We start from the raw sequence: 23,589 nt of genomic DNA, 5'->3' as shown, positions 1-23,589 counted from the left end.
GTGTGGAGCACGACCGCAGAGGTGCTCGTCACCCGCCCGGCGGTGCTCGACGCCGCCTGCGCGCTCGCCCAGCGACGGCTCGACGCCGTGTCCGACGCATGCGACCGGTTCCGCGACGACTCCGAGACCGCACGGCTGCGCGACCGGGCCGCCGACGGCGTGCAGGTGAGTCCCGTGCTCGCCGGCCTCGTGCGGGTCGCCCTCGAGGCGGCCCGCCTCAGCGACGGCGCCGTCGATCCGACGCTCGGCGCCCCCCTGCGGTCGATCGGCTACGACCGCGACATCCGCGTCGTGCTCGACGACGGTCGGCCGATCAGGGTCGTCGCCCGTCCCCTCGCCGCCTGGCGCTCCGTGCACGTGCGCGGGGACCGGCTCACCGTGCCCGACGGGGTCGAGCTCGACCTCGGAGCCACGGCCAAGGCCGCCGCCGCGGATGCGATCGCCGAGACGATCGCCGACCGGTTCGGCTGCGGCGCGCTCGTGAACCTCGGCGGCGACCTGTCGGCCCGCGGCCCGGCGCCGGCGGGCGGATGGCAGGTGCTCGTGCAGGACCTGGCCGGGGACCCGGCGTCCCACGTGGCCCTGGGCGACGGCTGGGGTCTCGCCACCTCCAGCACGCAGCGACGCTCCTGGCGGCGCGGGGACTCCCGCGCGCACCACATCCTCGATCCGCGCACGGGGCTCCCCGCGTCACCGGTCTGGCACACCGTGTCGGTCGCCGCGTCCTCCGCGGTCCGCGCGAACACGCTCGCCACGGCCGCGATCGTGCGGGGGCCGGCCGCCGGCGCGCTGCTGCACGCCGCCGGCACGCCGGCGCGGCTCGTGGACGCCGCCGGCTCGGTCACCCTGCTGAACGGCTGGCCCGACGACGCCGAGGCCGTCGCCGCCTGAGCGGCGTCAGTAGCGGTAGGCGTCCGACTTGTACGGGCCCGCCGGGTCGACGCCCAGGTAGGCCGCCTGCTCGTCGGTGAGGCGGGTGAGCTTCACACCGAGCGCGTCGAGATGGAGGCGCGCGACCTCCTCGTCGAGCACCTTCGGCAGCACGGCAACGCCGACGGGGTACGCCTCGGGCGAGTTCCACAGCTCCAGCTGCGCGAGCACCTGGTTCGTGAAGCTCATCGACATCACGAACGACGGATGCCCGGTCGCGTTGCCGAGGTTCATGAGCCGCCCCTCGGACAGCACGATCACGCTGCGGCCGGTCGGCAGCCGCCACTCGTGCACCTGCGGCTTGATCTGGATCCGCTCCGCGCCGTCGAGCGACTCGAGGCCGGCCATGTCGATCTCGGTGTCGAAGTGCCCGACGTTCGCGACGATCGCGAGGTGCTTCATGCCGAGCAGGTGCTCGACGGTGACGACGTTCGTGTTGCCCGTGGTGGTGATCACGATGTCGATCAGGCCGAGCACGTCCTCGAGCGGCGCCACCTGGTAGCCGTCCATCGCGGCCTGGAGGGCCGTGATCGGGTCGACCTCACCGATGATCACGCGGGCGCCCTGGCCGCGCAGCGCATCCGCGGCGCCCTTGCCGACGTCGCCGTACCCGGCCACGAACGCGGTCTTGCCGCCGATGAGCACGTCGGTGGCCCGGTTCAGGCCGTCGATCATCGAGTGCCGGATGCCGTAGCGGTTGTCGAACTTGCTCTTGGTGACGGAGTCGTTCACGTTGATCGCCGGGAAGAGCAGCTTCCCGTCGCGGTCGAGCTCGTAGAGCCGGTGCACTCCGGTCGTTGTCTCCTCGCTGACGCCGCGGATGTCGGCGGCGATCCGCTGCCAGCGCTCCGGGTCGAGGTCCGCAGCACGGCGGAGCACGTCGAGCACGGCGCGCCACTCGGCGCCGTCCGTCTCCTTCGTCTCGGGGATGCGGCCGGCGCGCTCGAACTCGACGCCCTTGTGCACGAGCAGCGACGCATCGCCGCCGTCGTCGAGGATCATCGTCGGGCCGGTGAAGTCGCCCCCGACGGCCCGCGCCTCGGCGGTCCAGTCGAAGATGCGCTCCGCGCAGTCCCAGTACTCCTCGATCGACTCGCCCTTCCAGGCGAACACCGGCACGCCGGCCGGTCGGGCCGGGGTGCCGTGCGGGCCGACGACGATCGCAGCGGCGGCCTCGTCCTGCGTCGAGAAGATGTTGCAGCTCGCCCAGCGCACCTGGGCGCCGAGCGCGGTGAGGGTCTCGATGAGCACCGCGGTCTGCACCGTCATGTGCAGCGAGCCGGCGATCCGCGCCCCGTCGAGGGGGCGGGTCTCGCCGTACCGCTCCCGGAGGGCCATCAGGCCGGGCATCTCCTGCTCGGCGAGGCGGATCTGATGCCGGCCGGCCTCGGCGAGATCGAGGTCCGCGACCTGGAACTCGAGGGTCGGACTGTCGGGCTCCGTATCGAGGGACGTCTCCAGAAGACTCATGGACTCCATTGTCCCATCCGCCGGGCCCGTCCGCAGCAGCCCTCGCACATCCGGCAGCTCCGCTGGCCGATCGAGGGAGGATCACCGGCGCACGGACCTGCCGATGCGGATGGGCCCGCGACGCAGGATCTCCGTCGATCGTGCGGGGAGACAGGGGTCAGAGCCCGAAGAGGGTGCCCTTGCTGCGCTCGGGCTCCGGCGCGTCGGCCTCGTCGTCGTCCGGCGCCGAGATCCGCAGCACGGACCAGCCGTTCGGCACCGAGAGCCGGTCGGCGTGGTCGGCGCAGAGGTCGTAGCTGTGCGGCTCGGCCTTCAGGCTGAGCGGCCCGAGCACCGCCATCGAGTCCGCGTACACGTAGGTGAGGGTCGCGACGGCCGGCTTCTGGCAGGTCACCCGCGAGCAGAGCCGTTTCGTTGCCATGGCGCGGTCATGGTATGCACGCCCTCGGCGCCGGGCCGCACGTCGGCTCGGCGCGTCCCCGATCGCCGCCAGGGAGACGGCCGCGTCGCGACTCCTGCCGCCTCCCCGGATCGGACGCTGCACCGATCGCGACGCGAGCGGAGGCGGGGGTCGCGGGTACGATTCCGGGATGGCTCGCTCGCGCCGCGTGTCGCACGCGCCGTCCGCCCGGGGCGGCTTCCGCAACCGGCACGGCCGCGGGCTCCGTTCCTCCGTCACCGGGCCGCACCTGCCGGTGCTCCGTACCAGGGCGGAGGCGTTCGAGTCGATCGTGGCCGAGACCGCCGACTACCTGCGCGGGCTCTGGCCCGACGACCTCGGCGACGTGTCGTTCGAGATCGCGGGCATCCCGCGCTCGGCCTCACCGAACGGCCTCGACCGCTGGTGGGTCGACAGCGGTGCTCGCCGCGTCGTGCTGTACCGCCTGCCGATCGAGCGGTTGTCGCACCTGCACGTCGACGACGAGGCGCACCAGCGCATGTACGTGGAGAGCTGCGTCTTCAAGGCCGTCGCGGAGCTGCTCGGCAAGGATCCGTGGGACCTGGCGCCCGACCGGTTCCACCACTTCTGACCCGCGTCCGAGCCGGTTCCTCTCCGGATCCGGAGCGATCACCCGACGCCCGCACTCCCGGCCGGGACGGCGCCGCGATGTTGCAGGAGCTCCGGAACGGCGCGGTGGCCGGCCACGTCAGTCGCGGGCGCGGCTGAACTCGGCGACGAGGGCGACGGCGCGCCGGTTCGTGGTGCGCGCGAGGCGGTGCAGGGGCTTCTCGATGAAGCGGAAGAACAGCCACCCGCCCAGCAGGGCCGCGGTGATGCCGATCGGGAACAGGATCGGCCAGTTCCAGTCGCCGAGCAGCCACGCCAGCGTCGTGATGATCGGGATGTGGATGAGGTACAGGCTGAACGAGGTGCGGCCGAGGAACTGCGGCACCCGCCGCTTCAGCAGCCGGCGGAACCAGCCCTCCCCCACCGTGACCACCACGATGCCGAGCGCGCCCGCGATCTCGAGCCCGAGCAGCGCATGGTTCTCCTTCGTGCCCTGCGGGATCACCGGCGCGAGCAGCCACGAGCACACGAGCACCAGCGCCGAGACGACGAGGATCGTCCCGAACACCCATCCGGCGTGGGGCCGCTTGCCCCATGCGCGGATCTGCGGCAGACGCGCGGCGACGAGGGTGCCGAGGAAGAACACGGGCAGGTAGGGCATCGCCTCGTTGCCGAGGTAGCCGCCGAGCACGGCGACGCCGAGGGTGAGCGCACCCACCGGGAACCACCACCGGTGCAGCGCCATGGCGAGCACGAGGAAGGCCGGCAGCACGAGGGAGAACGCGAACTCCCAGCGCAGCGTCCACAGGGCGTTGTCGTACTGGACGGACCCCATCATCAGCGAGTACTCGGGGATCAGGTGCTGCCAGTTCCAGTTCGTCTGCGCGGAGCCGGCGAGCCAGCTGCCGGCCGTGACCTGCTGCGGCGTCCGCGGCACGAGGAACAGCAGTCCCGTCGCGAGGACGATCGCCGCCCACGCCGGCAGGAACAGGCGGATGAAGCGGCCGGCGAGGAACCCGGACCACGAGAAGTTCGCCTTCCGCATCGCCGGCAGGGCCACGACGAGACCCGAGAGCACGAAGAAGACCATCACGGCCTCACGGCCGGCGGTGAGCAGCTTCAGCGGCGTGCGCTCGAGGACCCACCAGAGGCTCCACGGCGCGGTGCCGAGATTCGCGGTGAGGTGCGGCTCGGCGATGAGGAGCAGATGGTGGATCACGACCACCATCGCGGCGACGCCGCGCAGCCCGTCGAGCGCCGCGAGACGACCGGGCCCCCGCCGCTTCGGCCGGGTCCCGGCGGCGGGAGCCTGCTCGGCGACGGTCTGCGGAAGTCGGACGGCCGTCGTGGTCATCGCGGACGACGGCCGGAGGGCGCGCTGAGCATGCCGCGACGGTAGCGAGAGCGGTTGCGACTCTGCTTCGAACCTGAAAAGCGTGGGCCCTCAACCGGCCGGAGGCCGCTGCGCCCGTCGTCGGCGGCGGATTCGAGGCCCCGACGCGAAGGCCGGCCGCGGTCAGTGCGTGACGCGGACCGGGTGTGCGGCCTGGTCGGCGGGTGCGACGGGATAGGCGGCGACCGCGTCGGATCCCGCGTAGCTGATCGCCGCGCGTAGGCCGGATCCGCCGGTCACCGTGCCCACACCGGGCTGGACACGGGTGACGGCCGTCCCGCCCGCCGGGACCTTCACGGTCGAGCCGCCGACGCCCGCGACCTTCACGGACACGGTGTGGTCCGTCGGGTTGGCGAGCGACAGCGTCGCCCCCGGCCCGTCGGCGACGGCGACGGTCGCGCTCCGGCCGAGCGGATCGGCCGCAGCGATCCAGGCGAGATCGATGCCGCGGGCGGTGGCCGTGGTGGGCGTGCCGTTCATGCCGCTTGCGGCATTCGTCGTCCCGTTGCCGCCGACGAGCCCGGAGTCCGTGCCCGTGGACGTGCCGCCGGCGACGCTGCCGTCGGTGCCCGCGGTGCCGGTGGTCGCGCCGGCGACCGTCGCGCCGGTGTCGGTGGTGGAGGCGGACTCGTCCGTCACCGTGGCGACGCGGGCACCCGTGACGACCGGCTGGGAGCTCTGGACGTCGAGCGAGTAGACGCCGTCCGTCAGGCCCGGCAGCGTGATGTCGGTCACCTTGCCGGCCTCGATGTGGCGCGAGAGCACCTTGTGCCCGGAGCCGGAGGAGCCGGTGATGGTCACGCGCACGTCGGCGGCCTTCGTCCCCGGCGCGAGCAGCCGCAGCACGGGCAGCAGATCCCCGTAGCCGGTCGTCGCCGAGGCGGCCGCGACCGCGGAGGCGTTCGCGATCCGCACGCCCGTGATCACCTGGCGCGTGGCGGGAGCCGCGGTCGGCCCCGTCAGGTCCAGGCCACCGGACTCGAGCCCGCGCACGACGCGCTGCTCGACCGCGACGCCCAGCTGGCCGCCGGTGCTCGTCACCTGGACGGCGGTGCCGGCGGCGCTCGGCGCGATGCTCGCCAGCGACACGGCGAGGCGGCTGCGCGCACCGACGAGCACCTCGGTGCCCCCGGCGGTGTCGACCCGGCCGTTCTCGGTCCAGACGTCGAGCGAGACCTGCGCGGGCACGCTCGAGGCGTTCGCGAGGGTGAGCACCGTGGTGCGGCCGGTCGTGGTCGAGCCGGCGGCGACCCAGGCCGTGTTCACGGGGACGGAGCAGGCGGATGCGGCGAGCCCGGAGGCGTCACCGGTCGTGACGGTCTGCGACTGGGCACCGGCGATCGCGCCGTGCTTCGCGTCGGCGGCCGGCGCGGTGAACAGGCGCGGGCGCGTGCTGCTGCCGCCCTTCACAGCGCCGCCGCCGAGTGTCGTGCCGGTCACGGATCCCGAGCCGGCGACGTCCACGTGCCGCGTCGGGGATCCGTCGGCCGAGAGGGTGCTGGCCTTCTGCCCGGCAGCGCCGACCGCCACCGGGGAGCCCGGGCAGACGAGACGCTGCACGGGCGACGAGGGCGTCGCGACGATCGCGTGACTCTCGGCGCCGACCGCGGGCAGCTGCCCGAGGACCGCCGCCACGACGACGCCGACGATGACGACGCCGGAGGCGCCGAGCAATCGGGAGGTCACCGCCATGCGGGCACCTCCTCCCGGCCCTGGGGCCGTTCGATGGCGGCGGCGCGGACCTCTCCCGTGCGCACGAGCTCGCGCGCCATGGCCTGCTCGGGAGCGACGGGGCGCTGGTTCGGGCCGGACGGACGCTGCCGCGGGGTGCTCGCCACATCCGCTCGCGGCGCCCGCGTGAGCGGCTCGGGCCGCAGGCGCACGGCGAGCCGGCGCGTCGGCAGCGCGAGCAGGGCGAACGCCGCGAGCACGATCCCCTGCAGCAGGAGCACGGCGATGCCGATCGGCCGCGCCGTGTTCGACGGGCCGACGAAGTCCGGCGCGCGGCCGGCGGTGGGCGGCAGGTCGACGTAGCGGTAGAGGGTGCCGGCCGCTGACCTCGACACGGTCGAGAACAGCGGGCTGCCGCCGAGCGCGGCGCGGGCGTCGCCCGCGGCGGTGCTGCTGACCACGTCCTTCGCGCCGGGAGCCAGCAGCACGTAGCCGATCGCGAGGTCGTCGAGGCGCGACTTCAGGTCGTCGCCGTTCGGCTGCACGAGCGCCGCGGAGAGGGCGGCGAGCGCGATGCCCTCGCCGAAGTCCGCGGTCGTGTGCAGGGTGCTCTGCTGGTCCAGCGTCTCGCCCTGGCCGCGCGTGAGCCGCTCGCGCACGCCGCCGTCCGGCTGCGGCGTGAGGGTCAGCAGGCCGAGACCGGGTGCGGTCGCCGCTTCGGCGGCGACGAGCGCGGGCGCCGTCGCGCTGCCGCTCACCCGCACGGCGGAGGTGCCGAGCAGGGTGCCGACGAGCAGCGGCGAGGCGGCGGCCGCGATCGCGGCGACCGCGGTGAAGCCGATCACCGCGGCGGATGCGGCGCGGGCGTGGGCGAGGAGCGCTGCGACGCGGTCGCCGAAGGGCAGCTCGCCGCTCGCCGCGAGCCGGTCGAGGCCGCACACCGCCGCCTCGAGGAGGCCGAGCCACGCGAGGCTCAGTCCGGCGCCCGCCCAGCCGGGCACCGGCGTCGCGCCGCTCGCGGCGACCTCGATCCGGGTGGCGAGCACCGCGGCGAGCAGTCCGCCGACTCCGGCGATGCCGACACGGATCGGCATGCTGCGGCGCGGCCAGAAGAGACCGACGGCGCCGAGCAGCAGGAGGGGAAGGCTGAGCGCGAAGACGAGGACCGCGGATCCGGTCGCTCCGAAGCCGAGCGGGGCGGCGAGCGCCTGCCAGGCGCCGGCCTGCCAGGCGGGCCAGCCGGCGGCGAGCTGCAGCACCGCAGACAGCTGCGCGGGCAGCCCGAGCAGGTGAGGCGTGGAGCCGGTGAGCTGGGGCAGCCCGGGGTCGGCGAGCACGCCGAGCGGGTTCCCGTATCGCAGCTGCTCGTAGGCCAGGGGCAGGAACAGTACGACGGTGGGCAGCGGCAGGGGCAGGATCCGGGAGAGCCTGTTCTTCTGGTCAGGGGTGCTGCGCACGGCGGCGACGACGATCGCGGCGACCCAGCCCGCACCGAGCAGGGGCAGCAGCGAGGGCGAGCAGGCGGCCAGGAGCGCGCCGAGGAGCGCGAGGGACGCGGAGGCGGACCACGAGCGGCGCACCTGGAAGGCCGCGACCAGAGCGAACGGCGCGGCGAGGTGCACGAGCACCGGTGCGATCCGCCCCGCGTCGAGGGCGGCGAGGAAGGTCGGCGCGACCGTCCACAGCAGGCCGCCGACGATGCGGAGGCTGCGGCGGCGCGTGAACCGAGTGGTGGCGAGCCAGCCGCCCGCGGCCGCGACGGGCAGCGCGACCAACCAGAGCCCGACGACCGCGGCCGACGGATGCCAGAACGCCAGGGTGCCGAGCAGCGCGAGGACGAGGGCGAACGGATCCGCCGGCCCCTCGAAGCCCTGCCCGATCGGATGGGGACCCCAGCCGATCGACCGCCACAGCTCGTGGAGGCCGCCGAGCGGCAGCAGGCCGCCGCCGGCGAGCGCGGGTGCACCGATCAGCGGGAAGAACAGGATCGCGCCGAGCGCGGTGACCGCGATGGTGAGGCCGAGGCCGCCGCCGCTCGCGAAGTGGACGGGTTCGCGCCGCGGGCCGCGGCCGTTGTCCCTGAGGAGCGCGCGGCGGTGCCGCACCTCCTTCCACGGGAGGCGCAGCGGCGCGATCGCGTTCCAGCCGGCCGTCCGCGCCTTCGCGATGCGGCTCCTGGCGCGCACGACGCCGGGGAAGCAGGTGAGGGCGACGACGAGGGCCGCCAGCAGCTCGGCCGGCGCGGAGCCGGGCCGCTTGCGGAGCAGCTGCCCGACTGCCCGGACCAGGCCGAGCGGCAGCAGCGACAGCCAGTGGATCGGGACGAGCGGCAGCGGCGCGTAGACGAGGCGCCGGTGCAGCTGCGCCTCGCGGCGCAGGCGGACGCGGCGCGGCTCGGTCGTCGACGCCCCGAGGAGCCGCGTGCCGGGCGCCTCGATGCCGGCGGACCGCACGCGCGACTTCGGCACGAGCTGCACGCGGTGCCCGGCGAGGCGCGCCCGGACGCAGAAGTCGAGCGCGTCGTCGACGGCCGGCAGCGCCGGGTCGAAGCCGCCGAGCTGCCGCCAGAGCGGCTCCCGCACGAACATCCCGCCCGCGGCCACGGCCAGGACGTCGCTCTGCCGGTCGTACTGCGCCTGGTCGAGCTCCGGCTCGGCGAGCTCGACGGCCGTGCCGAACGGCGTCATCGTCTCGCCGTAGGAGTGGAGGTAGTCGGGCGCGTCCCACTGCATCTGTTTCGGGCCGGCGACGGCCACCGACGGGGCCAGCTCGACGGCCTGGAGCAGCCGCTCGAGGGCCCGCGGCTCCGGGGCGTTGTCGGAGGAGAGCAGCCAGAGCCATTCGTCGTCGGAGGAGGCGATGCCGGACGACTTCACGCCGGTCGCGACCGCCAGACCGAAGCCGGCGCGCGCGCTGACATGCGCGTGGACGGTCGGCTCCACCCCCGCGATGATGTTGGCGGTCACCGGGCTGTTGCCGAGCTGCACCACCACCAGCCGGTCGGGCAGGCGGGACTGCAACGTGATCGCGTCCAGGGTCTCGCGGAGGTAGTCCGCACCATCCGCCGCGACGAGGATCGCAGTGACAGAGAGCGGCATCGGATCACGGTAGGTGCGCGCCGGCCGCCACGCCGATCCGACCCGCCGCGGACTGCCATCCTCGCTTCCGCACACGTGCAGCCGCCGCATCCACCCGGCGCGCTTTCCGCACCCTCGTCTCCGTCGTCCTCAGGACCGGCGGATGGAGCTTCGAGGGGGGAAGACGACGAAGGCCGCGCCCCGGGTACGGGTACGCGGCCTTCCGTCAGTGCTGCAGCAGCGGTGGTCAGCCGACCTTGCGCAGCTTGCGCCGCTCGCGCTCGGACAGCCCGCCCCAGATGCCGAAGCGCTCGTCGTTCTTGAGCGCGTACTCGAGGCACTGCGCCTTCACCTCGCAGGAGGTGCAGATCTTCTTCGCTTCGCGCGTCGATCCACCCTTCTCCGGAAAGAAGGCCTCAGGATCGGTCTGCGCGCAGAGCGAGTCGGCCTGCCAGGCCAGCGGGTCGTCGTTGTCATCGGTGACACGACGCACGCTGGGAACGCCCAGGTTGATGGGGTCGACGAACCAGTCGCCGGGCACCGATGCCTGGTAGGGGGAAACGGTCATGACTGATCGTCCTCTCGAATGCATCCAGGGCCCCGCGCCCCGAAAGCGTGGGGTTAATTACACAGATGTGCTTCGGCCCCGTCAAGGCCGCGAACCCTGGCACCGCGTGTCGTGGCCGGTGGGGAGGACGCGCCGGTCGAGCACCGTCCCGAGGGGCGGTCGAAGGTTGAACGAACCTTGGTACCGGCTGTGCTACCCGCGCCTGACCAGGGATTCCATAGCCATGTCGCGAGCGGGATCCACCGCAGGCTCTCAACTTTCAACCGGTGGTCGAATGCTGACGACACGCCGATAACGACAGTCGCTCCGTAACATGCCGTTCACACGAAGAAGTGTGAAGAATTTTTTCCCGCGCCCCACGGGTTCGAATTCCTGTTCGAATCATGCGAATAGCAGCACGCATTCCCTCCCCCCGGACGAGGGGTACAGCGAATGTCCTCACCCCCATTTCGGGGGATAGCGCCTATCACAGCCCGATAACGGTTGTCCAATCGGACACGCCGATGCCGCGACCGGCCGCCGATCGGGCCCGGCAGAGCGCCGAAGGACCGGGGAAAGGCGGGTCAGGAGGCGGCGTTGGCGGAGCGCGCGCTCCAGGCACTCGCGACCATGTCGGTGAGCGAGTGCCGCATGGCCCATCCGAGGTCGCGAGCGGCGAGCTCCCCGGACGCGACGATGCGCGCCGGGTCCCCGGGACGACGCGGAGCGATCTCCGGCGTGAAGTCGATCCCGGTCACCTCCGCGATCGTCCGCATGATCTCGCCGACGCTCGCGCCGTCGCCCGACCCGAGGTTGTACACGGGCTCGAGCGGCTCCCCCGCCGCGAGCCGCTGGGCGGCGATCACGTGCGAGTGGGCGAGGTCGACGACGTGCAGGTAGTCGCGGACGCACGTGCCGTCGGGCGTCGGGTAGTCGTTCCCGTTGATCCGCGGCGTGCGGCCCTCGAGCAGCGCGTCGAAGACGACGGGGAAGAGGTTGTGGGGGCTCGTGTCGTAGAGGTCGTCGCTGCCCGAGCCGACCACGTTGAAGTAGCGCAGTGCGGTGTGCTGCAGGCCGACCGCGCGGCCCTGGTCGGCGAGGAGCCACTCCCCGATGAGCTTCGACTCGCCGTAGGGCGACTCCGGGTGCAGGGCGGTCGCCTCGGTGACGAGGTCGACGTCGGGGGTGCCGTAGACCGCGGCGGACGACGAGAACACGATCTTGTCGACGCCGGCGTCGGCCATGGCGCCGAGCAGCGTCGCCGTGCCCGTCACGTTCTGCGCGTACGTGTGCAGCGGCCGCTGCACGGAGACGCCCGCGTACTTGAAGCCGGCGATGTGCATGACGCCCTCGACGGCGTGCCCGCCGAAGACGTCGGCGAGCAGCTCGCCGGACAGGATGGATCCGCGGACGAGCTCCACGTCGTTCGGGACGAAGCCGCGATGGCCGCTCGACAGGTCGTCGATCACCAGCGGTCGGATGCCCGCATCCTGCAGCGCCCGCACCACGTGGGCGCCGATGTAGCCGGCGCCGCCGGTCACCAGCCATGTCATGCCCCGAGCCTAGAGCCGAGGGCCTGCGGGGCCCCGAGGACGCAGCGGCACCACGCGACTCCCCGAACGGCGGAGCGTGCGGGCCCTACAGGAGGAGCAGCTGGTACGCGGCGAGCATCACGGCGGCGGCCAGGCTCATCGTCGCGACGAAGGCGAGCGCGCCCCAGGAGCGCTCGCGCCGGCGACGGGCCCTGGCGGTCCGGCTGCACTGCTCGGTCACGGCCCGCATGGCCTCGTCGAGGGAGCGGTAGGCGCCGATCGGCTCGCCGTCCGCGTCGGTGGCGAGGAAGCGGTGGCCGCACTCCACGGTGCCGAGATGACGGCCGTCGCGGCGAGCGACCCAGAGGTCCTTCTGCGTGGCCCGCCAGACCGCGTCCGGGTCCTCGTGGACCGGCATGGCCGTCTCGGCGGTGGGGACGCTCGTCATCGGGGTCCTCCTTCGCTCGTGGATTCGTGGTGCAGGGAAGAACGGTTCGGTCTCGCGCGACGACACACCCGGGTACGGCGCGTCCATCGCGAAGCGGACACTCAGAAAACTAGCCACTCTGTACCCCGCACGAAACCCCCTTGCGCAATGAACGGCCGATGAATACGCGGAGGATCAGGGGACGACCACTCGTCTTGTACCCCGACCGGGCTCACTCCCCCGGCGTGCGGTCCGATCGCGGCAGGATGAGGGGCATGTGCGGTCGCTACGTCGTCACGAAGGCCGTGAACGACCTCCTGCCCGATCTGCTCGGCGGCTTCGATCCGCTGCCCGACGACTACAACGTCGCGCCCACGGCCCTCGTGCCCGTCGTCCGCGACCGCGGCGGCGAACGCCGGATGCCGGAGGTGCAGTGGGGCTTCCTGCCTTCGTGGGCGAAGGACCCGAAGGCGAAGCCGCAGCCGATCAACGCCCGCATCGAGACGGTGGCGACCTCCGGGATGTTCAAGCGGGCCCTCACCCACGCGCGCTGCATCGTGCCGGCGCTCGGCTACTACGAATGGGTGGTCACGCCGACGGGCAAGCAGCCGCACTACATCTCCGACCCCGGCACCGCGCTCGCCATGGCGGGCATCCTGAGCGCCTGGCCCGACCCGAGCCGCGACCGCGACGACCCGGACCGCTGGCACCTCTCGATGGCGGTCATCACCCGCGACGCGCACGTCGCGCCCGGCGAGGTGCACGACCGGATGCCCGCCTGCCTCACACCCGACGCGTACGACGAGTGGCTGTCGGACCGGCTCGGCCCCGACGATCTCGTCGCGCTGCTGGACCGCGAGTCGCTCGACGTGGCCCACGAGCTGACCCACTACGAGGTGAGCCGGGAGGCGAACAGCGTGCGGAACAACGGGCCGCACCTGATCCAGCCGCTGCCCGAACCCGGCTCGACGCGAGGATGATCCCGGAGGACTGGCGGCCGATCCACCGTGCCGACGGCGAGCGGGTCGGCTACGTCTCCCCCGACGGAGTTCCGCGCACCCTGCTGGGCACGGCGCTCGCACTTCACGACGGGGAGGATGGCCGCGCGGCCCTCGCGGAACGGGGACTCACGGCGCTCGACCGACGGTGGTTCGCACGGCTGCCCGACGAGCTCGTGCCGGGCGTCGACCCCCGGCGACCGGACGCCGCGTGGGGCTGGCACCCCGTGGTCGTCGTCGAGGCCGGACCCGCGACATGCCGGATCCGCCTTTGGATGGCATCGCCGGCCGAGCTGCGCATCACGCTCGAGCTGCCCGTCCCGGTCGGGGACCTGCTGCTGGAGGAGCCGCCGGACGTCTGAGGGACCCGCCTGCCGGAGCGCTCCCGCAGGTCAGCGGAAGGGGCTGTAGCCGAGCTGGTTGCGGGTGGCGATCATCTCGCCGACGTGGTTCGTCCAGTGACCGAGCATCGGCCAGCGCACGAGGAAGCCGAGCGCGGCGTCCCACATCCCGTAGAGCCAGCCGAAGGCGCCCGGATCGACACCCAGCATCCGCAGCCGCGTCCCGGCGTCGACCGTCCGGTCGAGGTCGGCCGGTGCGAGCCGCCCGAGGAACGCGCGCACGTCCTCCGCGACCGCCGCGGCGTACGCGTCGACCTCGGCCAGGTCGAGGTCGGCCGCCCACGGCTGCTCGACCTCCTGCAGGCCGGCGCCACCCGCGGTCGCCTCCGGCGGGAAGGCGGCGAGGCGCCGGTCCTCCCCCGGCTCGCCGGCGCCGGCGACGACGAGCGCCAGGGCGGCGTGCCGGGCGACGTGGTAGGTCGCCCAGCGGATGCTGTTCCCTCCCGGCAGCCGCGCGGTACGCGCGTCCGCCGGCACGATCCGCTGCACCTGACCGCGCAGGCGGGCCTGGGTGTCGTCGTGCTCCGCGAGGAGCCATGCCGTCAGGTCCATCGAGATCCTCTCATCCCGCCGGGCGCGACGGTCGCGACCGATCGCGCCGCTCGTCGAGCAGCGCGTGCCGCCGCCGCATCCGGCCGGCGGTGTACGACGCCGCGAGCAGGGCCGCGGCGAGCCCCACGACGATCGTGAGCGCCGGATGCCACTCGAGCTCCGACCCCAGGCCGGCGGTCTCCGCGACCGCGAGCAGCAGGGCACCGGCGGCGACCAGCGCCCAGCCTGCCCCCTTGTCGGTGAACGCCACGAACTGCCGCTTCACGGATGCCGTCCACGCCAGCAGGCTCGCCACGTCGCGACGGTAGCGGACACCGGTCCGCCGTTCTCAGGATCCGCCGCCGCGATCCAGGAGGATCCGGGCACGAGTGCGGCGCGCCGCGGTGGATGTCCTGAACACGTCGGACGGGGCGGCGAGGGCGTCAGCGGAACGCGGCGACGACGCCGCGGATGACGCCGACCGTCTCCTCCCATCCGCCGACCGCCCTGGTGGGGATGTCGAGCGCCTTCACCGGGTAGTCGTTGCCCTCCGGGTCGAGGCGATCGCCGACGAAGAGCATCGCCGCATACGGGATGCCGGTCAGCTCGGCGAGACGCCGCATTCCGTACGCCTTGTCGATGCCCTTGCGGGTGATGTCGACCGAGGTCGACCCGCCGCTGCGCACCTCGAGGTCGGGCAGCTGCGCCTGCACGGCCGCCCGAAGGCGGTTCTTCTTCTCCCCGGACGGATCCCACGCCCGCTTCTCGTCGAGCGGCGCCTGCTGCCCCAGGGCGGAGAAGGTGATCTGCGAGCCGCGGTCCTCGAGGGCCGGCCCCCACGTGCGGTCAGCCCAGAGGCCGAGCCCCTTCGCCTGCTCCTCGACGGCCCGCATGGCTCGCTGCTTCTCGTCGTCGGTCAGGTCCTCGGCGTAGACGCACGTGAGGCCGTCGCTCGTCACCCGCCAGTACTGCGTGCCGCATGTCGGCATGAGGTGGAGACGCACGGCGAGCGGATCCGGCAGGGCGCCGAGGCGCGAGACGACCTGCAGGCGGAACTGCTCGATCTGGCCGCCGGAGATGACGCAGACCTCGGTGACGGCGAGCAGGTCTCGCAGGGCGTCGCGGACGGGGTCCGGCAGCGGCGCCTTCGAGGGGGCGAGGGTGTCGTCGAGGTCGAAGGCGACGAGGCGTGGACGTGCGGGCACGGCGGGGGTGTCCATGGTCCGACACGCTAGGGCAGGCGCTGGCGCTGCCTGCTGCACCGCGGAGGCGGCTCGCAGTCGGCACCGGTCATATACCCGGCCGGCGATCGGACTCGGCTCCGACACGCCGCCGTCCCCTTGTCCGTGACGCTTGGGGAATTACAATCAGGTAACGAGCCCGCGAAGCTTCGCGGATCACCAGGGAACCATGGTTGTGCGCGATGCCCGCCAGAGAACACCATGGGGCCCCTGAGCCACGGTGAAGACGCCCGAGCTCCACGCACACTCCCCAGTGACGTTAGGAACCATGGAATCAGGAGCACTCGGCGACGCCCTTCCCGACGGAAGGGTGAGCATCGGCAACGCGAGCCACTTCGGCCCGGCGTTCCCGTCCGTCGATCTCAGCGTGCCGGCGCGGCGCGTCGGATGGCGCACCGGGTACCGGCTCGCGCTGCTCGGCACCGACGCGACCGTCATCGCGGTGACGCTGCTGTTCGCCTTCTCGGTCCGGTTCGATCACGCTCCGCTCGCCGAGCTCAGTCAGAAGACGATCGTCGGCCTCTCGCTCGGCGTGCTGTGGCTGATCACGCTCGCCGCCTTCCGGTCCCGGGAGATCCGTGAGCTGGGGGCCGGCAGCATCGAGTACCAGCGGGTGGCGAAGGCGACGTTCGCCGCGTTCGGGCTGCTCGCCGTCGTCGCGATCCTCCTGAAGCTCGACGCGTCGCGCGGCTACCTGGCCATCGCCCTCCCGGTGGGGTTCTTCGCCCTGCTGGTGGAACGCTTCTTCTGGCGGTCGTGGCTGCTCGCCCGGCGCCGTGAGGGTCTGTGCCTGACCGACGCGTTCATCGTCGGCTCCCACCTGGACGCGACCCGGGTGACCCACGACCTGCTGAAGCACAACCACGCCGGCTACCGCCCGGCGGGCGTCGCCTTCACCGACGGCACCGGCGGCGCCCTGTCCGCCTCCGTCGACGGCACCGCGGTGCCGCTCGTCGAGTTCGCCCACCTCGCCGACACCGTGCGCGCCACCGGCGCCCGTGCGGTGATCGTGGCCGGCGAGCTGCCGGGCGGCCGCGAGCAGGTCCAGAACCTCGGCTGGCAGCTCGAGAACTCGCGGACCGAGCTGATCCTCGTCTCCCGCCTCACGGACGTCGCCGGCCCCCGCATCCACATGCGCCCGGTCGAGGGCCTGCCGATGCTGCACGTCGACCTGCCGCAGTACGCCGGGGTCAACCACTCGGTGAAGCGCGGCATCGATGTCGTGCTCGCGGGCGTCGCCTTCCTGCTGCTGTCCCCGGTGCTCGGGATCGTGGCCCTCGCGGTGCTGCTCGACTCCCCCGGCCCCGTGCTGTTCCGCCAGGAGCGGATCGGCCTCGCCGGCGAGCGGTTCACGATGTTCAAGTTCCGCAGCATGGTGGTGGACGCGGAGGCGCGGCTCACCGACCTCGCGCGCCGGAACGAGGGCTCCGGTCTGCTGTTCAAGATGAGGGACGACCCCCGGGTCACCCGGGTGGGCGCGGTCATCCGCCGGTTCTCGCTCGACGAGCTGCCCCAGCTGTTCAACGTGCTGAACGGCAGCATGAGCCTCATCGGGCCGCGGCCGCCGCTCCCCCGTGAGGTCGCCGCCTACGAGGGCCGCGTGAACCGCCGCCTGCTGATCAAGCCGGGCATCACGGGGCTGTGGCAGGTGAGCGGACGGTCGAACCTGTCGTGGGAGGAGAGCGTCAAGCTCGACCTCTACTACGTGGAGAACTGGTCGGTCGTGACCGACTTCGTGATCCTGCTGAAGACGGTGCGTGCCGTGCTCAGAAAGGACGGGGCGTACTAGCCGCCTCGCTCGGCCGCTCCGGCGTCTCGTCCGGCGCGTGGCCCCGCACGCGCGGCGGGAGGACGGGTCGCCGCACCCGGTAGACGCCCGCGGCCGCCAGCAGTCCGGCGAACGCCACGACGAGCGCGACCCAGTGCCCCAGCGGATGCCACGCGAGCCCTGCGCCCAGCGCAGCGACGAGCAGCACCACGACGACGATCGCGTCCCGGGTCCGAGCCGGCATGAGCGCTCCCTTGCGGCGGGAAGCGCACCGGGCCCGGCCCGGCACCACTCGCCGACGGCTCAAGCTTGGAGCAGCAGGACGCGCGCCACATCCGACACGCCGCTCGCTGTTACTCGATCGACATCGGGGTCGCTGGGAACGGGATCAGGGCCCGCGGAGCGGGCCGCCGAGGTGCGCGCACGGCGGGGCCGGAGCCCCCCGCGACGGCCGTGATCCGGCGGAACGTCACCCGCTCGCGACCGGTCGGCCAGGTCGCGGCGGGCGCGCCACCGCCGCCGGTCGATGCCCTGTGTTCCCCGGGCACCGTGCGGCGAACCTGGATGCGACGCCGCAGGGTGTTGTCAAGACTCTGCTGGACGGCGCGGGGATTTGCGGTCCCCTTGGATACTCTTCGACCCGTACCGTCCCCTCTCCCCAGGGCTAGGAGCTCGATGTCGCCCGCCTCCATCGCACCCCTCCGTGTCGGCCTCGTCGACGACCACGAGGTCATCGCCACCGCGGTCCGGGCCGCGCTGCGGTCCACCCGCGAGCTCGAGCTCGTCGCCTCGGCGCCGACCGTCGACGGGCTCTTCGCCCGCGCGGCCGGCCGCCTGCACCTCGTCGTGCTCGACCTGCGTCTCGCCGACGGATCGTCGCCCGCCAACAACGTCGAGCGCCTCACCGCGGCAGGCTGCAACGTCATCGCGTTCACGAGCGGCGAGAGCCCCTACCTGCTCCGCGCCGTCGCACGCACGCCCGTGCTCGGCATCGTGCGCAAGAGCGAGCCGCTCGCGGCCCTCACGAGCGCCCTGCTCCGCGCGGCCTACGGGCAGCCGGTCGTGACCGCCGAATGGGCGTCGACCGTCGAGAACGACCCGCTCATCTCCGACGCGAAGCTCAGCCGTCAGGAGCAGCGGATGCTCGCCCTGTTCGCGAACGGGAACACCGCGCAGACCGTGGCCGACGAGGCCGGCATCGCGGTCAGCACCATCGAGGACTACGTGCGCCGCATCCGGGCGAAGTACGCCCGAGCCGGCCGGCCCGCGATGACGAAGGTCGATCTGTACAAGCGGGCCGTCGAGGACGGCTTCCTGCCCGCCCCCAACGAGCAGTGAGCACGGCGGCCGACGGCGCCCAGGGCGCCGGGCCCGCCCTGCCCCGCCAGATCCGCCTGCTCAGTCCTCTCGCCGACCGCACCGGCGAGGAGCGGGTGCTCCGGGTCACCGCGTTCGGATTCATGCCGGCGTCGGTCGTGTTCGGGGTGCTCGCGCTCCCCGACCTGCACGCCCAGATGGGCGACTACCCGCTCTGGTGGGTCCTCGCCGTGGTCACCGGGGTGCTCGTCGCGCCGGTCGTGATGGGGCTGCTCGCGTTCGCGGTCCCGCTCCGGGCCCTCAGCGTGCTCGCGTCGGTGAGCGCGGCCACCGCCCTGCTCGCGCAGGTGACCCTCCCCATCGCGAACGACGGGACCCTGGTCCCCGACGCGGGGGCGCCGTGGATCGACGACTTCGTCTCCCTCGGCGCCATCGTCTCGGTACTCGCCGTACGGCCCGTGTGGACGGCGCTCATCGCGTTCTCGACGTCGTGCCTCACCGTCGTCGACCGCTGGGCCGTCACCCCTGGGCACGATCTGCTGCCCGGCGTGCAGAACGGCCTGTACGTGTTCCTGTTCTGCATCACGTTCATCGCGCTCGGCGTCATGACGTTCCACGGCGTCAGGGCCGCCGACCTCGCCGAGGCCGCGGCGCTCGAGGCGGCGGCGAACGCCGCAGCCGACGCCGCGCGCGAGCGGGAGCAGGGTCGCATCAACGCACTCGTCCACGACCGCGTGCTCGCGACCCTGCTCGCCGCCGCGAGACCGGTGCCCGGAAGCGAAGCCTTGCGCCGAGCGGACGCCGCGCGGGCGCTCGACGGCCTGCGGGCCCTGCTCTCCGACAGCGAGGACCTCGGCGGCGACCTCGACGGGGAGGCGTTCGCCTGGTCCCTCCAGGCCACCACGACCGAGCTCGCCCCCGAGGCCGTCTTCGGCTACGAGGTCCACAGCGACCTCCGGATCCAGCCGGCGGCGGTCGAAGCCCTCACCGCCGCGGCCGAGGAGGCGCTCCGCAACTCGGTGCTCCATGCCTCGGCCGCGAACCGCACCGTGCACGTGCACGTGGGCGAGGACGGCGCGCAGGTGGACGTGCTCGACGACGGCGTCGGCTTCGATCCGAGCCGGGTACCGCCGACCCGGCTGGGGATCTCCGAGAGCATCCGCGGCCGGATGGAGGCCCTGCCGGGCGGATCCGCGGTCGTCGTCTCGACGCCGGGGATCGGCACCCGGGTGCAGCTGCGGTTCCGGCCGGACGGCGACCGGTGATCGAGGACACCTGGCACCTTCCGCAGGGGCTGTGGGGCCGATTCCTGCTGTCGCTGCTCGGCGGCCGGTTGGCCTATCTCGCCCTCTTCATGCTCGTGCACGCGGTGCTCGCGTTCACGACCTCGGGCGTCACCCTGCTCGACGTGGTCGAGCTCGTGCTCATCTGCGCACCGCAGGCGATCCTCACGATCGCCAGGGCGATGAACACCGGGGTGCTCATCGCGTCCTCCCTCGGACTCGTCGTCGCGGCGGCGCTCGGCATCTACTCGCTGCCGACTGACGGATCGTGGCCGGGCTACGGCGCCTGGCAGCTCGGCGCCATCACGATCAGCCTCTTCGGCTTCGCGCTGATCGGCCGGTACCTCGCCGCCTGGGCCACCCTGATCGCGGTGGCCGGCATCGCGGTCGGCTGGTCCGTGTCGACCGGGCAGGGCTGGGGGCACGGCCTGGCACTCGTCGACCGGCACCTCGGCACCCTGCTCGTCGGGACGCTGTTCGCCTGGAGCCTCGCCCGCGCCAGAGCGACCTTCACCGCCTACCAGACGCTCGAGCGGCGGACGCGGGCGCAGGAGCGGGCCGCGAGCGCACGGGCAGGAGCCCGCCGCAGCGCGGTCGAGGACGTGCTCGAGCAGGCGGGCCCGATGCTGACCGCCATCGCTGAGGGACGCCCGCTCAGCGACGCGGACCGGCGGGAGCTGCTCGTCATCGAGGGCGCGCTCCGCGACCACATCCGGGCCCCCTTCCTCGCGACCGGGCGCCTGCGCGACGCCATCGCGACCGCGCGCCGCAGGGGCGTCAACGTTCTCCTGCTCGACGAGATCGATCCGCACGAGGATCCGGAGGTGCGCACGGCGGCGGCGGCCTGGCTCGCGGAGCGGATCCGCTCGGCGCAGGGCGAGCGCTTCGTGGGGCGGGTGCGCAGCACGGACCGGGGCCTCGCGGTCAGCGCCGTGGCCGGGACGCTGAGCGAGGAGACGACGATCCCCGGGCCGGGCGCCGGAGAGAACCCGCTGCTCGACGGACTGTCCTCACATCTCCCAGCGAGTCCATAGGCGGGACTCAGGTTCTGCCCACCGGGCATTGGTTGTGTTACCCGCATGGTGCTGGTGATCGTGCTGACCGTGCTCGCGGCCTGGGTGCTCGGCGCAATCGCGCTGGCCTTCCTGACCGGCGGCATGATCCACGAGCGCGAGGAGCACGACCGCCCGTTCGGCGGCGGCCGCTACAGCGAGCGCTCCTCCCGCCGTCACGCCTTCAACTGACCGCTCGGCTACTTCGCCCTCACGTGCAGGACGACGGGTCCGACGTCCGTCGTCGCCCCGTCCCGCAGCGTGAAGGTGCCGGTCGGCGGGGCGAACCACCACGGGCCGTCGCCGCACGGCACGAGCCCGAGGAAGGACTCGGGGTCGTACGCGTAGCCGCCGGGCCGCAGCCCGTGCACGGTGACGTTGCCGTCGCGCCCGGGCGGGCGGATGCTCATGCGGGCCCCGTCGGTCGTGGCGGCGGCGCCGACGACCCGCGGGATGCCGGCGCCCGACGAGATGAACCACGCCTTGTACGTCGCGGGCTTCGGTCCGGGCGACAGGTTCTGGTCCGTCGACGTGGTGATGTCCACCGCCACCGGCGCTGACGCGAGGTGCCCGGGCGCCGTCACGGTGATGGGGTAGGCGGCCGGCACGAGCCCGGCGACGGTGAACCCGCCGGTGGAGTCCGCGGTCGAGTTCCGGACCAGGGCGGTGGGGTCCCCGACGGAGACGGAACCGCCGGACGCGCCCCCGATGCGACCGGTGAGGGTGAGCGCGGGGCTGTCGAGCACCATGTCGACCGTCGTGCCGGTCTGGGTGGCGACGCCGGAGCCGGCGGCGTAGGTGGCGCCCGTGAGATCCGACGGGCGGCTCACCGCGTACACGCGGTACTCGATGCCCGGCATCAGACCGCCGATGGAGTACCGCCCCGTGCTCGGATCGGCCGCCGCGCTGCGCAGGACCTGCCGGGAGGCGAGGTCCTCGGCGACGACCTGCACGGGCGTGCCGGCTCCCGCACCGGTGACGGTGCCGTCGATGCGCCCCGCCGACTGCAGGGCGGCGTCGACCTCGACGACGCCGAGGACGTCCGGCACGTACGCCTGCTCGGTCGTCGGGATGTAGTGCTCGGAGGTCCGCTCCAGCGGCTGGAGCGTGACCGTTCCCTGGCCCGCGACCGAGGTGGTCGGGGACGGGGTCGACGTCGGTGTGGGCGTCGGCGTCGGGCTCGCGGTACGGCCCGGGATCGGGACGGGTTCCGCGGCGACCGATCGCTGCCCCGCACCGTCCGGGTAGCGGCCGATGGACAGCTGGTAGGTGCCGCTCGGCACGGCCCCGAACGTGTAGACGCCCGTGCTGCCCGAGGTCGTGGTGGCGACCTGTGCGCCGTCCTTGCTGAGGATCACGGGCACGGACTCGGTGACCGGCTTGCCGTTCGCGATGAGCACCCCGCGGATCGTGCCGCCACGTCCGGGACGCGGCAGCGTCACCGACGACGTCGCGTCGCCCTTCACCACCGCCTGGACCGCCTCGGCCAGGTACGGGGCCTTGGGCACGACCGCGACGGCGTAGGTGCCGGGCGCAACGGGCTGCGAGGTGAACCGGCCTGCGGAGTCGAGATGGAGCGTCTGCGCGACGGATCCGTCGAGCCGCCGCAGCTGCGCGGCCCGCACCGCCGAGCCGTGCAGCGGGCTCGTGCCCGAGACCCGGCCGGGGCCCTGCAGCAGGAAATGGAGGTCCTTCCCGCCGGCCAGCCCCTTGGCGGTCGCGGCGGGCCAGCCCTGGTACAGCGGTGTGGAGACGGGCTTCGCGACCGTGCCGCCGATGATGCCGCGGACGAGCAGCCGGCCGCCCACGTCCGCGATCGCCTGATAGGAGTCGGGCGCCGTCCCGGCGTAGGCGTAACCGTCGACGGTCGACGGGACGTCGAGCGTGAAGCGCCCGTTCGAGTCGGTGGTCGTCGAGGCGCGCACGCCGTTCTGCGGGGACCAGAACCCGACGGTGATGAAGGGGACCGGCTTCGCGGACACCGTGACGACGCCACGGATGGTGTCGGTGCCGCCGACGTTCGCGGTGATCGCCGGGACGAGGGCGGCGGCCACGATCACGAGCCCGATGGACAGCATCGCGACGAGGTCGAAGATCCGCCGCGACCGGAACCGCGCCCGGATCGTCCCGTTCCCGCTCACCGCACCTCTCCCCGGACGCGCACTCCCCCGTCCGCGCCGGATCAGCAGTCAACCAGGTCCGGCCGACGGAAGCCGGAGATCGGGCACCGGACGAGGCTGGACGACCGACCTCCTGCGCGGAACCACCAGGATCGACGGGAGGGCGGAAGGGGACGCACGTCGAGGCGCCGGATCGTCGTGCGGACGCTGGTCGCCGCGGGCGCGGTCGTGATCGGCGTCGCGATGGCCTTGGCCCTGCTCCCCGGCCGGCCCGCGGCCTGCGGCTCGCTGCTGGCGCCGGCGATCCCCCACGCGGTGCGGGCCTGCGCCGAGGCCCAGGGCGCCTTCGTCCCGGCGCTCGTCGACTTCCTCACCGTCGGGCTCCTGACGCTCGAGGCCGAGGTCGTCGCGCTCCCGAGCCGCCCCCGGCAGTCCGGGTCCGGCTCCCGGTTCCGCTGAGTTCGGCGCCCCGACGTGTCGCTTCGCGGGCAGCCCGCTCCGGTCCGCTAGACCTGTTCCATGACCTGGATCCCCGTGACCGCCGCCGTGATCGGCGGGTGGATCGTGCTGTCGGCCGCCGTCGCCATCGCCTTCGGCCAGGCCGTGCGGATCGCGAACCAGCGCACCCCTCGCCGCCCGTCGCCGGCTCGCCGCCGTGCGTCCACCCTCGACCGCGTGGTGGAGATCGCCACCGGTGCGATCCCGATCATCCGCCCGCGGATGGTCGACGCGGCCACCGGCGCGATCCCGATCATCCGGCGCCGCCTCGACTGACGGTCGTCGACCCTCGGGGCGTCAGGATCCGAGCGGCTCGATCCGCAC

24 protein-coding genes are annotated in these 23,589 nt (G+C 73.3%); 11 read left to right on the top strand and 13 right to left on the bottom strand.

Annotation, left to right across the window (positions count from 1 at the left end):
* The coding region (locus JWQ92_RS14695; RefSeq protein WP_297345210.1) for an FAD:protein FMN transferase at positions 1-891 on the top strand (891 nt) is incomplete at its 5' end.
* Positions 892-897: 6 nt separating this feature from the next.
* Here the strand turns inward: JWQ92_RS14695 and ahcY are convergent.
* Positions 898-2,400: an adenosylhomocysteinase gene (ahcY, locus tag JWQ92_RS14690; RefSeq protein ID WP_297345209.1), complete on the bottom strand. Its 1,503-nt coding sequence runs from the start codon at positions 2,398-2,400 to the stop codon at positions 898-900.
* Positions 2,401-2,557: 157 nt separating this feature from the next.
* Positions 2,558-2,821, bottom strand: coding sequence for a DUF3499 family protein (locus JWQ92_RS14685; protein ID WP_367276745.1), 264 nt, complete (start codon positions 2,819-2,821; stop codon positions 2,558-2,560).
* 169 nt (positions 2,822-2,990) lie between these two features.
* On the opposite strand from JWQ92_RS14685, the gene JWQ92_RS14680 reads away from it, so the two are divergent.
* Entirely contained in the window at positions 2,991-3,431 is a 441-nt protein-coding gene (locus tag JWQ92_RS14680; protein ID WP_297345208.1) for a metallopeptidase family protein, read from the top strand.
* Between the two features lie 117 nt (positions 3,432-3,548).
* Here the strand turns inward: JWQ92_RS14680 and JWQ92_RS14675 are convergent, their stop codons facing one another.
* The 6 genes from JWQ92_RS14675 to JWQ92_RS14650 form a co-directional block, all read right to left on the bottom strand.
* Positions 3,549-4,763 (bottom strand): acyltransferase, encoded by a 1,215-nt coding sequence (locus JWQ92_RS14675; protein WP_297345207.1) that lies wholly within the window; start codon positions 4,761-4,763, stop codon positions 3,549-3,551.
* A 162-nt stretch (positions 4,764-4,925) separates the two neighbouring features.
* Positions 4,926-6,494 (bottom strand): DUF5719 family protein, encoded by a 1,569-nt coding sequence (locus tag JWQ92_RS14670; RefSeq protein ID WP_297345206.1) that lies wholly within the window; start codon positions 6,492-6,494, stop codon positions 4,926-4,928.
* On the bottom strand, positions 6,485-9,571 hold the full coding sequence (locus JWQ92_RS14665) for a glycosyltransferase (RefSeq protein WP_297345205.1): 3,087 nt from the start codon (positions 9,569-9,571) through the stop codon (positions 6,485-6,487). Before JWQ92_RS14665 ends, JWQ92_RS14670 begins: the two co-directional genes overlap by 10 nt.
* Positions 9,572-9,797: 226 nt before the next feature.
* Positions 9,798-10,118: a WhiB family transcriptional regulator gene (locus JWQ92_RS14660; protein WP_297345204.1), complete on the bottom strand. Its 321-nt coding sequence runs from the start codon at positions 10,116-10,118 to the stop codon at positions 9,798-9,800.
* Positions 10,119-10,681: 563 nt separating this feature from the next.
* Positions 10,682-11,650: a UDP-glucose 4-epimerase GalE gene (gene galE, locus JWQ92_RS14655; RefSeq protein WP_297345203.1), complete on the bottom strand. Its 969-nt coding sequence runs from the start codon at positions 11,648-11,650 to the stop codon at positions 10,682-10,684.
* A gap of 85 nt (positions 11,651-11,735) precedes the next feature.
* Complete coding sequence (locus JWQ92_RS14650; RefSeq protein WP_297345202.1) at positions 11,736-12,077, bottom strand: hypothetical protein; 342 nt, start codon at positions 12,075-12,077, stop codon at positions 11,736-11,738.
* Between the two features lie 254 nt (positions 12,078-12,331).
* Here JWQ92_RS14650 and JWQ92_RS14645 point away from each other — a divergent pair, with 254 nt between their 5' ends.
* Both JWQ92_RS14645 and JWQ92_RS14640 read left to right on the top strand, forming a co-directional pair.
* Positions 12,332-13,036, top strand: a complete 705-nt coding sequence (locus JWQ92_RS14645; RefSeq protein WP_297345201.1) for an SOS response-associated peptidase — start codon at positions 12,332-12,334, stop codon at positions 13,034-13,036.
* Entirely contained in the window at positions 13,033-13,416 is a 384-nt protein-coding gene (locus JWQ92_RS14640; RefSeq protein ID WP_297345200.1) for a hypothetical protein, read from the top strand. The genes JWQ92_RS14645 and JWQ92_RS14640 overlap by 4 nt, the downstream gene beginning before the upstream one ends.
* Positions 13,417-13,446: 30 nt before the next feature.
* On the opposite strand, the gene JWQ92_RS14635 is transcribed toward JWQ92_RS14640, so the two are convergent.
* From JWQ92_RS14635 to JWQ92_RS14625, 3 genes are all read right to left on the bottom strand, one after another.
* Complete coding sequence (locus tag JWQ92_RS14635) at positions 13,447-14,007, bottom strand: DinB family protein (protein ID WP_297345199.1); 561 nt, start codon at positions 14,005-14,007, stop codon at positions 13,447-13,449.
* A 10-nt stretch (positions 14,008-14,017) separates the two neighbouring features.
* Positions 14,018-14,302, bottom strand: a complete 285-nt coding sequence (locus JWQ92_RS14630) for a hypothetical protein (RefSeq protein WP_297345198.1) — start codon at positions 14,300-14,302, stop codon at positions 14,018-14,020.
* Positions 14,303-14,429: 127 nt separating this feature from the next.
* Positions 14,430-15,206 carry an HAD-IIB family hydrolase gene (locus JWQ92_RS14625; protein WP_297345197.1) on the bottom strand — a complete coding sequence of 259 codons (777 nt, stop codon included), beginning with the start codon at positions 15,204-15,206 and terminating at the stop codon, positions 14,430-14,432.
* A 331-nt stretch (positions 15,207-15,537) separates the two neighbouring features.
* Between JWQ92_RS14625 and JWQ92_RS14620 the strand changes: the two genes are divergently transcribed.
* Positions 15,538-17,016: a sugar transferase gene (locus JWQ92_RS14620; protein WP_297345196.1), complete on the top strand. Its 1,479-nt coding sequence runs from the start codon at positions 15,538-15,540 to the stop codon at positions 17,014-17,016.
* Here JWQ92_RS14620 and JWQ92_RS14615 read toward each other — a convergent pair.
* Positions 16,994-17,239 (bottom strand): hypothetical protein, encoded by a 246-nt coding sequence (locus tag JWQ92_RS14615; protein WP_297345195.1) that lies wholly within the window; start codon positions 17,237-17,239, stop codon positions 16,994-16,996. The genes JWQ92_RS14620 and JWQ92_RS14615 overlap by 23 nt on opposite strands.
* A 431-nt stretch (positions 17,240-17,670) precedes the next feature.
* Here JWQ92_RS14615 and JWQ92_RS14610 point away from each other — a divergent pair, with 431 nt between their 5' ends.
* The 4 genes from JWQ92_RS14610 to JWQ92_RS14595 are packed head-to-tail and all read left to right on the top strand — an operon-like array spanning position 17,671 to position 20,839.
* Positions 17,671-18,333 carry a LuxR C-terminal-related transcriptional regulator gene (locus JWQ92_RS14610; protein WP_297345194.1) on the top strand — a complete coding sequence of 221 codons (663 nt, stop codon included), beginning with the start codon at positions 17,671-17,673 and terminating at the stop codon, positions 18,331-18,333.
* Positions 18,330-19,577 carry an ATP-binding protein gene (locus tag JWQ92_RS14605; protein ID WP_297345193.1) on the top strand — a complete coding sequence of 416 codons (1,248 nt, stop codon included), beginning with the start codon at positions 18,330-18,332 and terminating at the stop codon, positions 19,575-19,577. Before JWQ92_RS14610 ends, JWQ92_RS14605 begins: the two co-directional genes overlap by 4 nt.
* On the top strand, positions 19,574-20,629 hold the full coding sequence (locus tag JWQ92_RS14600; protein ID WP_297345192.1) for a hypothetical protein: 1,056 nt from the start codon (positions 19,574-19,576) through the stop codon (positions 20,627-20,629). The genes JWQ92_RS14605 and JWQ92_RS14600 overlap by 4 nt, the downstream gene beginning before the upstream one ends.
* A gap of 45 nt (positions 20,630-20,674) precedes the next feature.
* Positions 20,675-20,839: a hypothetical protein gene (locus JWQ92_RS14595; protein ID WP_297345191.1), complete on the top strand. Its 165-nt coding sequence runs from the start codon at positions 20,675-20,677 to the stop codon at positions 20,837-20,839.
* 8 nt (positions 20,840-20,847) lie between these two features.
* Here JWQ92_RS14595 and JWQ92_RS14590 read toward each other — a convergent pair whose 3' ends face one another.
* Complete coding sequence (locus tag JWQ92_RS14590; RefSeq protein ID WP_297345190.1) at positions 20,848-22,788, bottom strand: carboxypeptidase-like regulatory domain-containing protein; 1,941 nt, start codon at positions 22,786-22,788, stop codon at positions 20,848-20,850.
* 177 nt (positions 22,789-22,965) lie between these two features.
* Here JWQ92_RS14590 and JWQ92_RS14585 point away from each other — a divergent pair, with 177 nt between their 5' ends.
* Positions 22,966-23,226 carry a hypothetical protein gene (locus JWQ92_RS14585; protein ID WP_297345189.1) on the top strand — a complete coding sequence of 87 codons (261 nt, stop codon included), beginning with the start codon at positions 22,966-22,968 and terminating at the stop codon, positions 23,224-23,226.
* A gap of 60 nt (positions 23,227-23,286) precedes the next feature.
* Positions 23,287-23,541 carry a hypothetical protein gene (locus tag JWQ92_RS14580; RefSeq protein WP_297345188.1) on the top strand — a complete coding sequence of 85 codons (255 nt, stop codon included), beginning with the start codon at positions 23,287-23,289 and terminating at the stop codon, positions 23,539-23,541.
* The last annotated feature ends 48 nt before the right edge of the window (positions 23,542-23,589 follow it).

The sequence above is a fragment of the Amnibacterium sp. genome (assembly GCF_025463795.1).
GTDB lineage: Bacteria > Actinomycetota > Actinomycetes > Actinomycetales > Microbacteriaceae > Amnibacterium.
Note: the sequence above shows the minus strand (reverse complement) of the source record. Positions and strands in the feature narration are given on the sequence as shown.

Bases quoted from the DNA above. Each gene is read 5' to 3' on its own strand.
- JWQ92_RS14675 (WP_297345207.1), bottom strand. From the start codon at position 4,763: ATGACCACGACGGCCGTCCGACTTCCGCAGACCGTCGCCGAGCAGGCT.
- ahcY (WP_297345209.1), bottom strand. From the start codon at position 2,400: ATGAGTCTTCTGGAGACGTCCCTCGATACGGAGCCCGACAGTCCGACC.
- JWQ92_RS14645 (WP_297345201.1), top strand. From the start codon at position 12,332: ATGTGCGGTCGCTACGTCGTCACGAAGGCCGTGAACGACCTCCTGCCC.
- JWQ92_RS14625 (WP_297345197.1), bottom strand. From the start codon at position 15,206: ATGGACACCCCCGCCGTGCCCGCACGTCCACGCCTCGTCGCCTTCGAC.
- JWQ92_RS14660 (WP_297345204.1), bottom strand. From the start codon at position 10,118: ATGACCGTTTCCCCCTACCAGGCATCGGTGCCCGGCGACTGGTTCGTC.
- JWQ92_RS14670 (WP_297345206.1), bottom strand. From the start codon at position 6,494: ATGGCGGTGACCTCCCGATTGCTCGGCGCCTCCGGCGTCGTCATCGTC.
- JWQ92_RS14580 (WP_297345188.1), top strand. From the start codon at position 23,287: ATGACCTGGATCCCCGTGACCGCCGCCGTGATCGGCGGGTGGATCGTG.
- JWQ92_RS14650 (WP_297345202.1), bottom strand. From the start codon at position 12,077: ATGACGAGCGTCCCCACCGCCGAGACGGCCATGCCGGTCCACGAGGAC.
- JWQ92_RS14635 (WP_297345199.1), bottom strand. From the start codon at position 14,007: ATGGACCTGACGGCATGGCTCCTCGCGGAGCACGACGACACCCAGGCC.
- JWQ92_RS14665 (WP_297345205.1), bottom strand. From the start codon at position 9,571: ATGCCGCTCTCTGTCACTGCGATCCTCGTCGCGGCGGATGGTGCGGAC.
- JWQ92_RS14685 (WP_367276745.1), bottom strand. From the start codon at position 2,821: ATGGCAACGAAACGGCTCTGCTCGCGGGTGACCTGCCAGAAGCCGGCC.
- galE (WP_297345203.1), bottom strand. From the start codon at position 11,650: ATGACATGGCTGGTGACCGGCGGCGCCGGCTACATCGGCGCCCACGTG.
- JWQ92_RS14680 (WP_297345208.1), top strand. From the start codon at position 2,991: ATGGCTCGCTCGCGCCGCGTGTCGCACGCGCCGTCCGCCCGGGGCGGC.
- JWQ92_RS14615 (WP_297345195.1), bottom strand. From the start codon at position 17,239: ATGCCGGCTCGGACCCGGGACGCGATCGTCGTCGTGGTGCTGCTCGTC.
- JWQ92_RS14640 (WP_297345200.1), top strand. From the start codon at position 13,033: ATGATCCCGGAGGACTGGCGGCCGATCCACCGTGCCGACGGCGAGCGG.
- JWQ92_RS14595 (WP_297345191.1), top strand. From the start codon at position 20,675: ATGGTGCTGGTGATCGTGCTGACCGTGCTCGCGGCCTGGGTGCTCGGC.
- JWQ92_RS14610 (WP_297345194.1), top strand. From the start codon at position 17,671: ATGTCGCCCGCCTCCATCGCACCCCTCCGTGTCGGCCTCGTCGACGAC.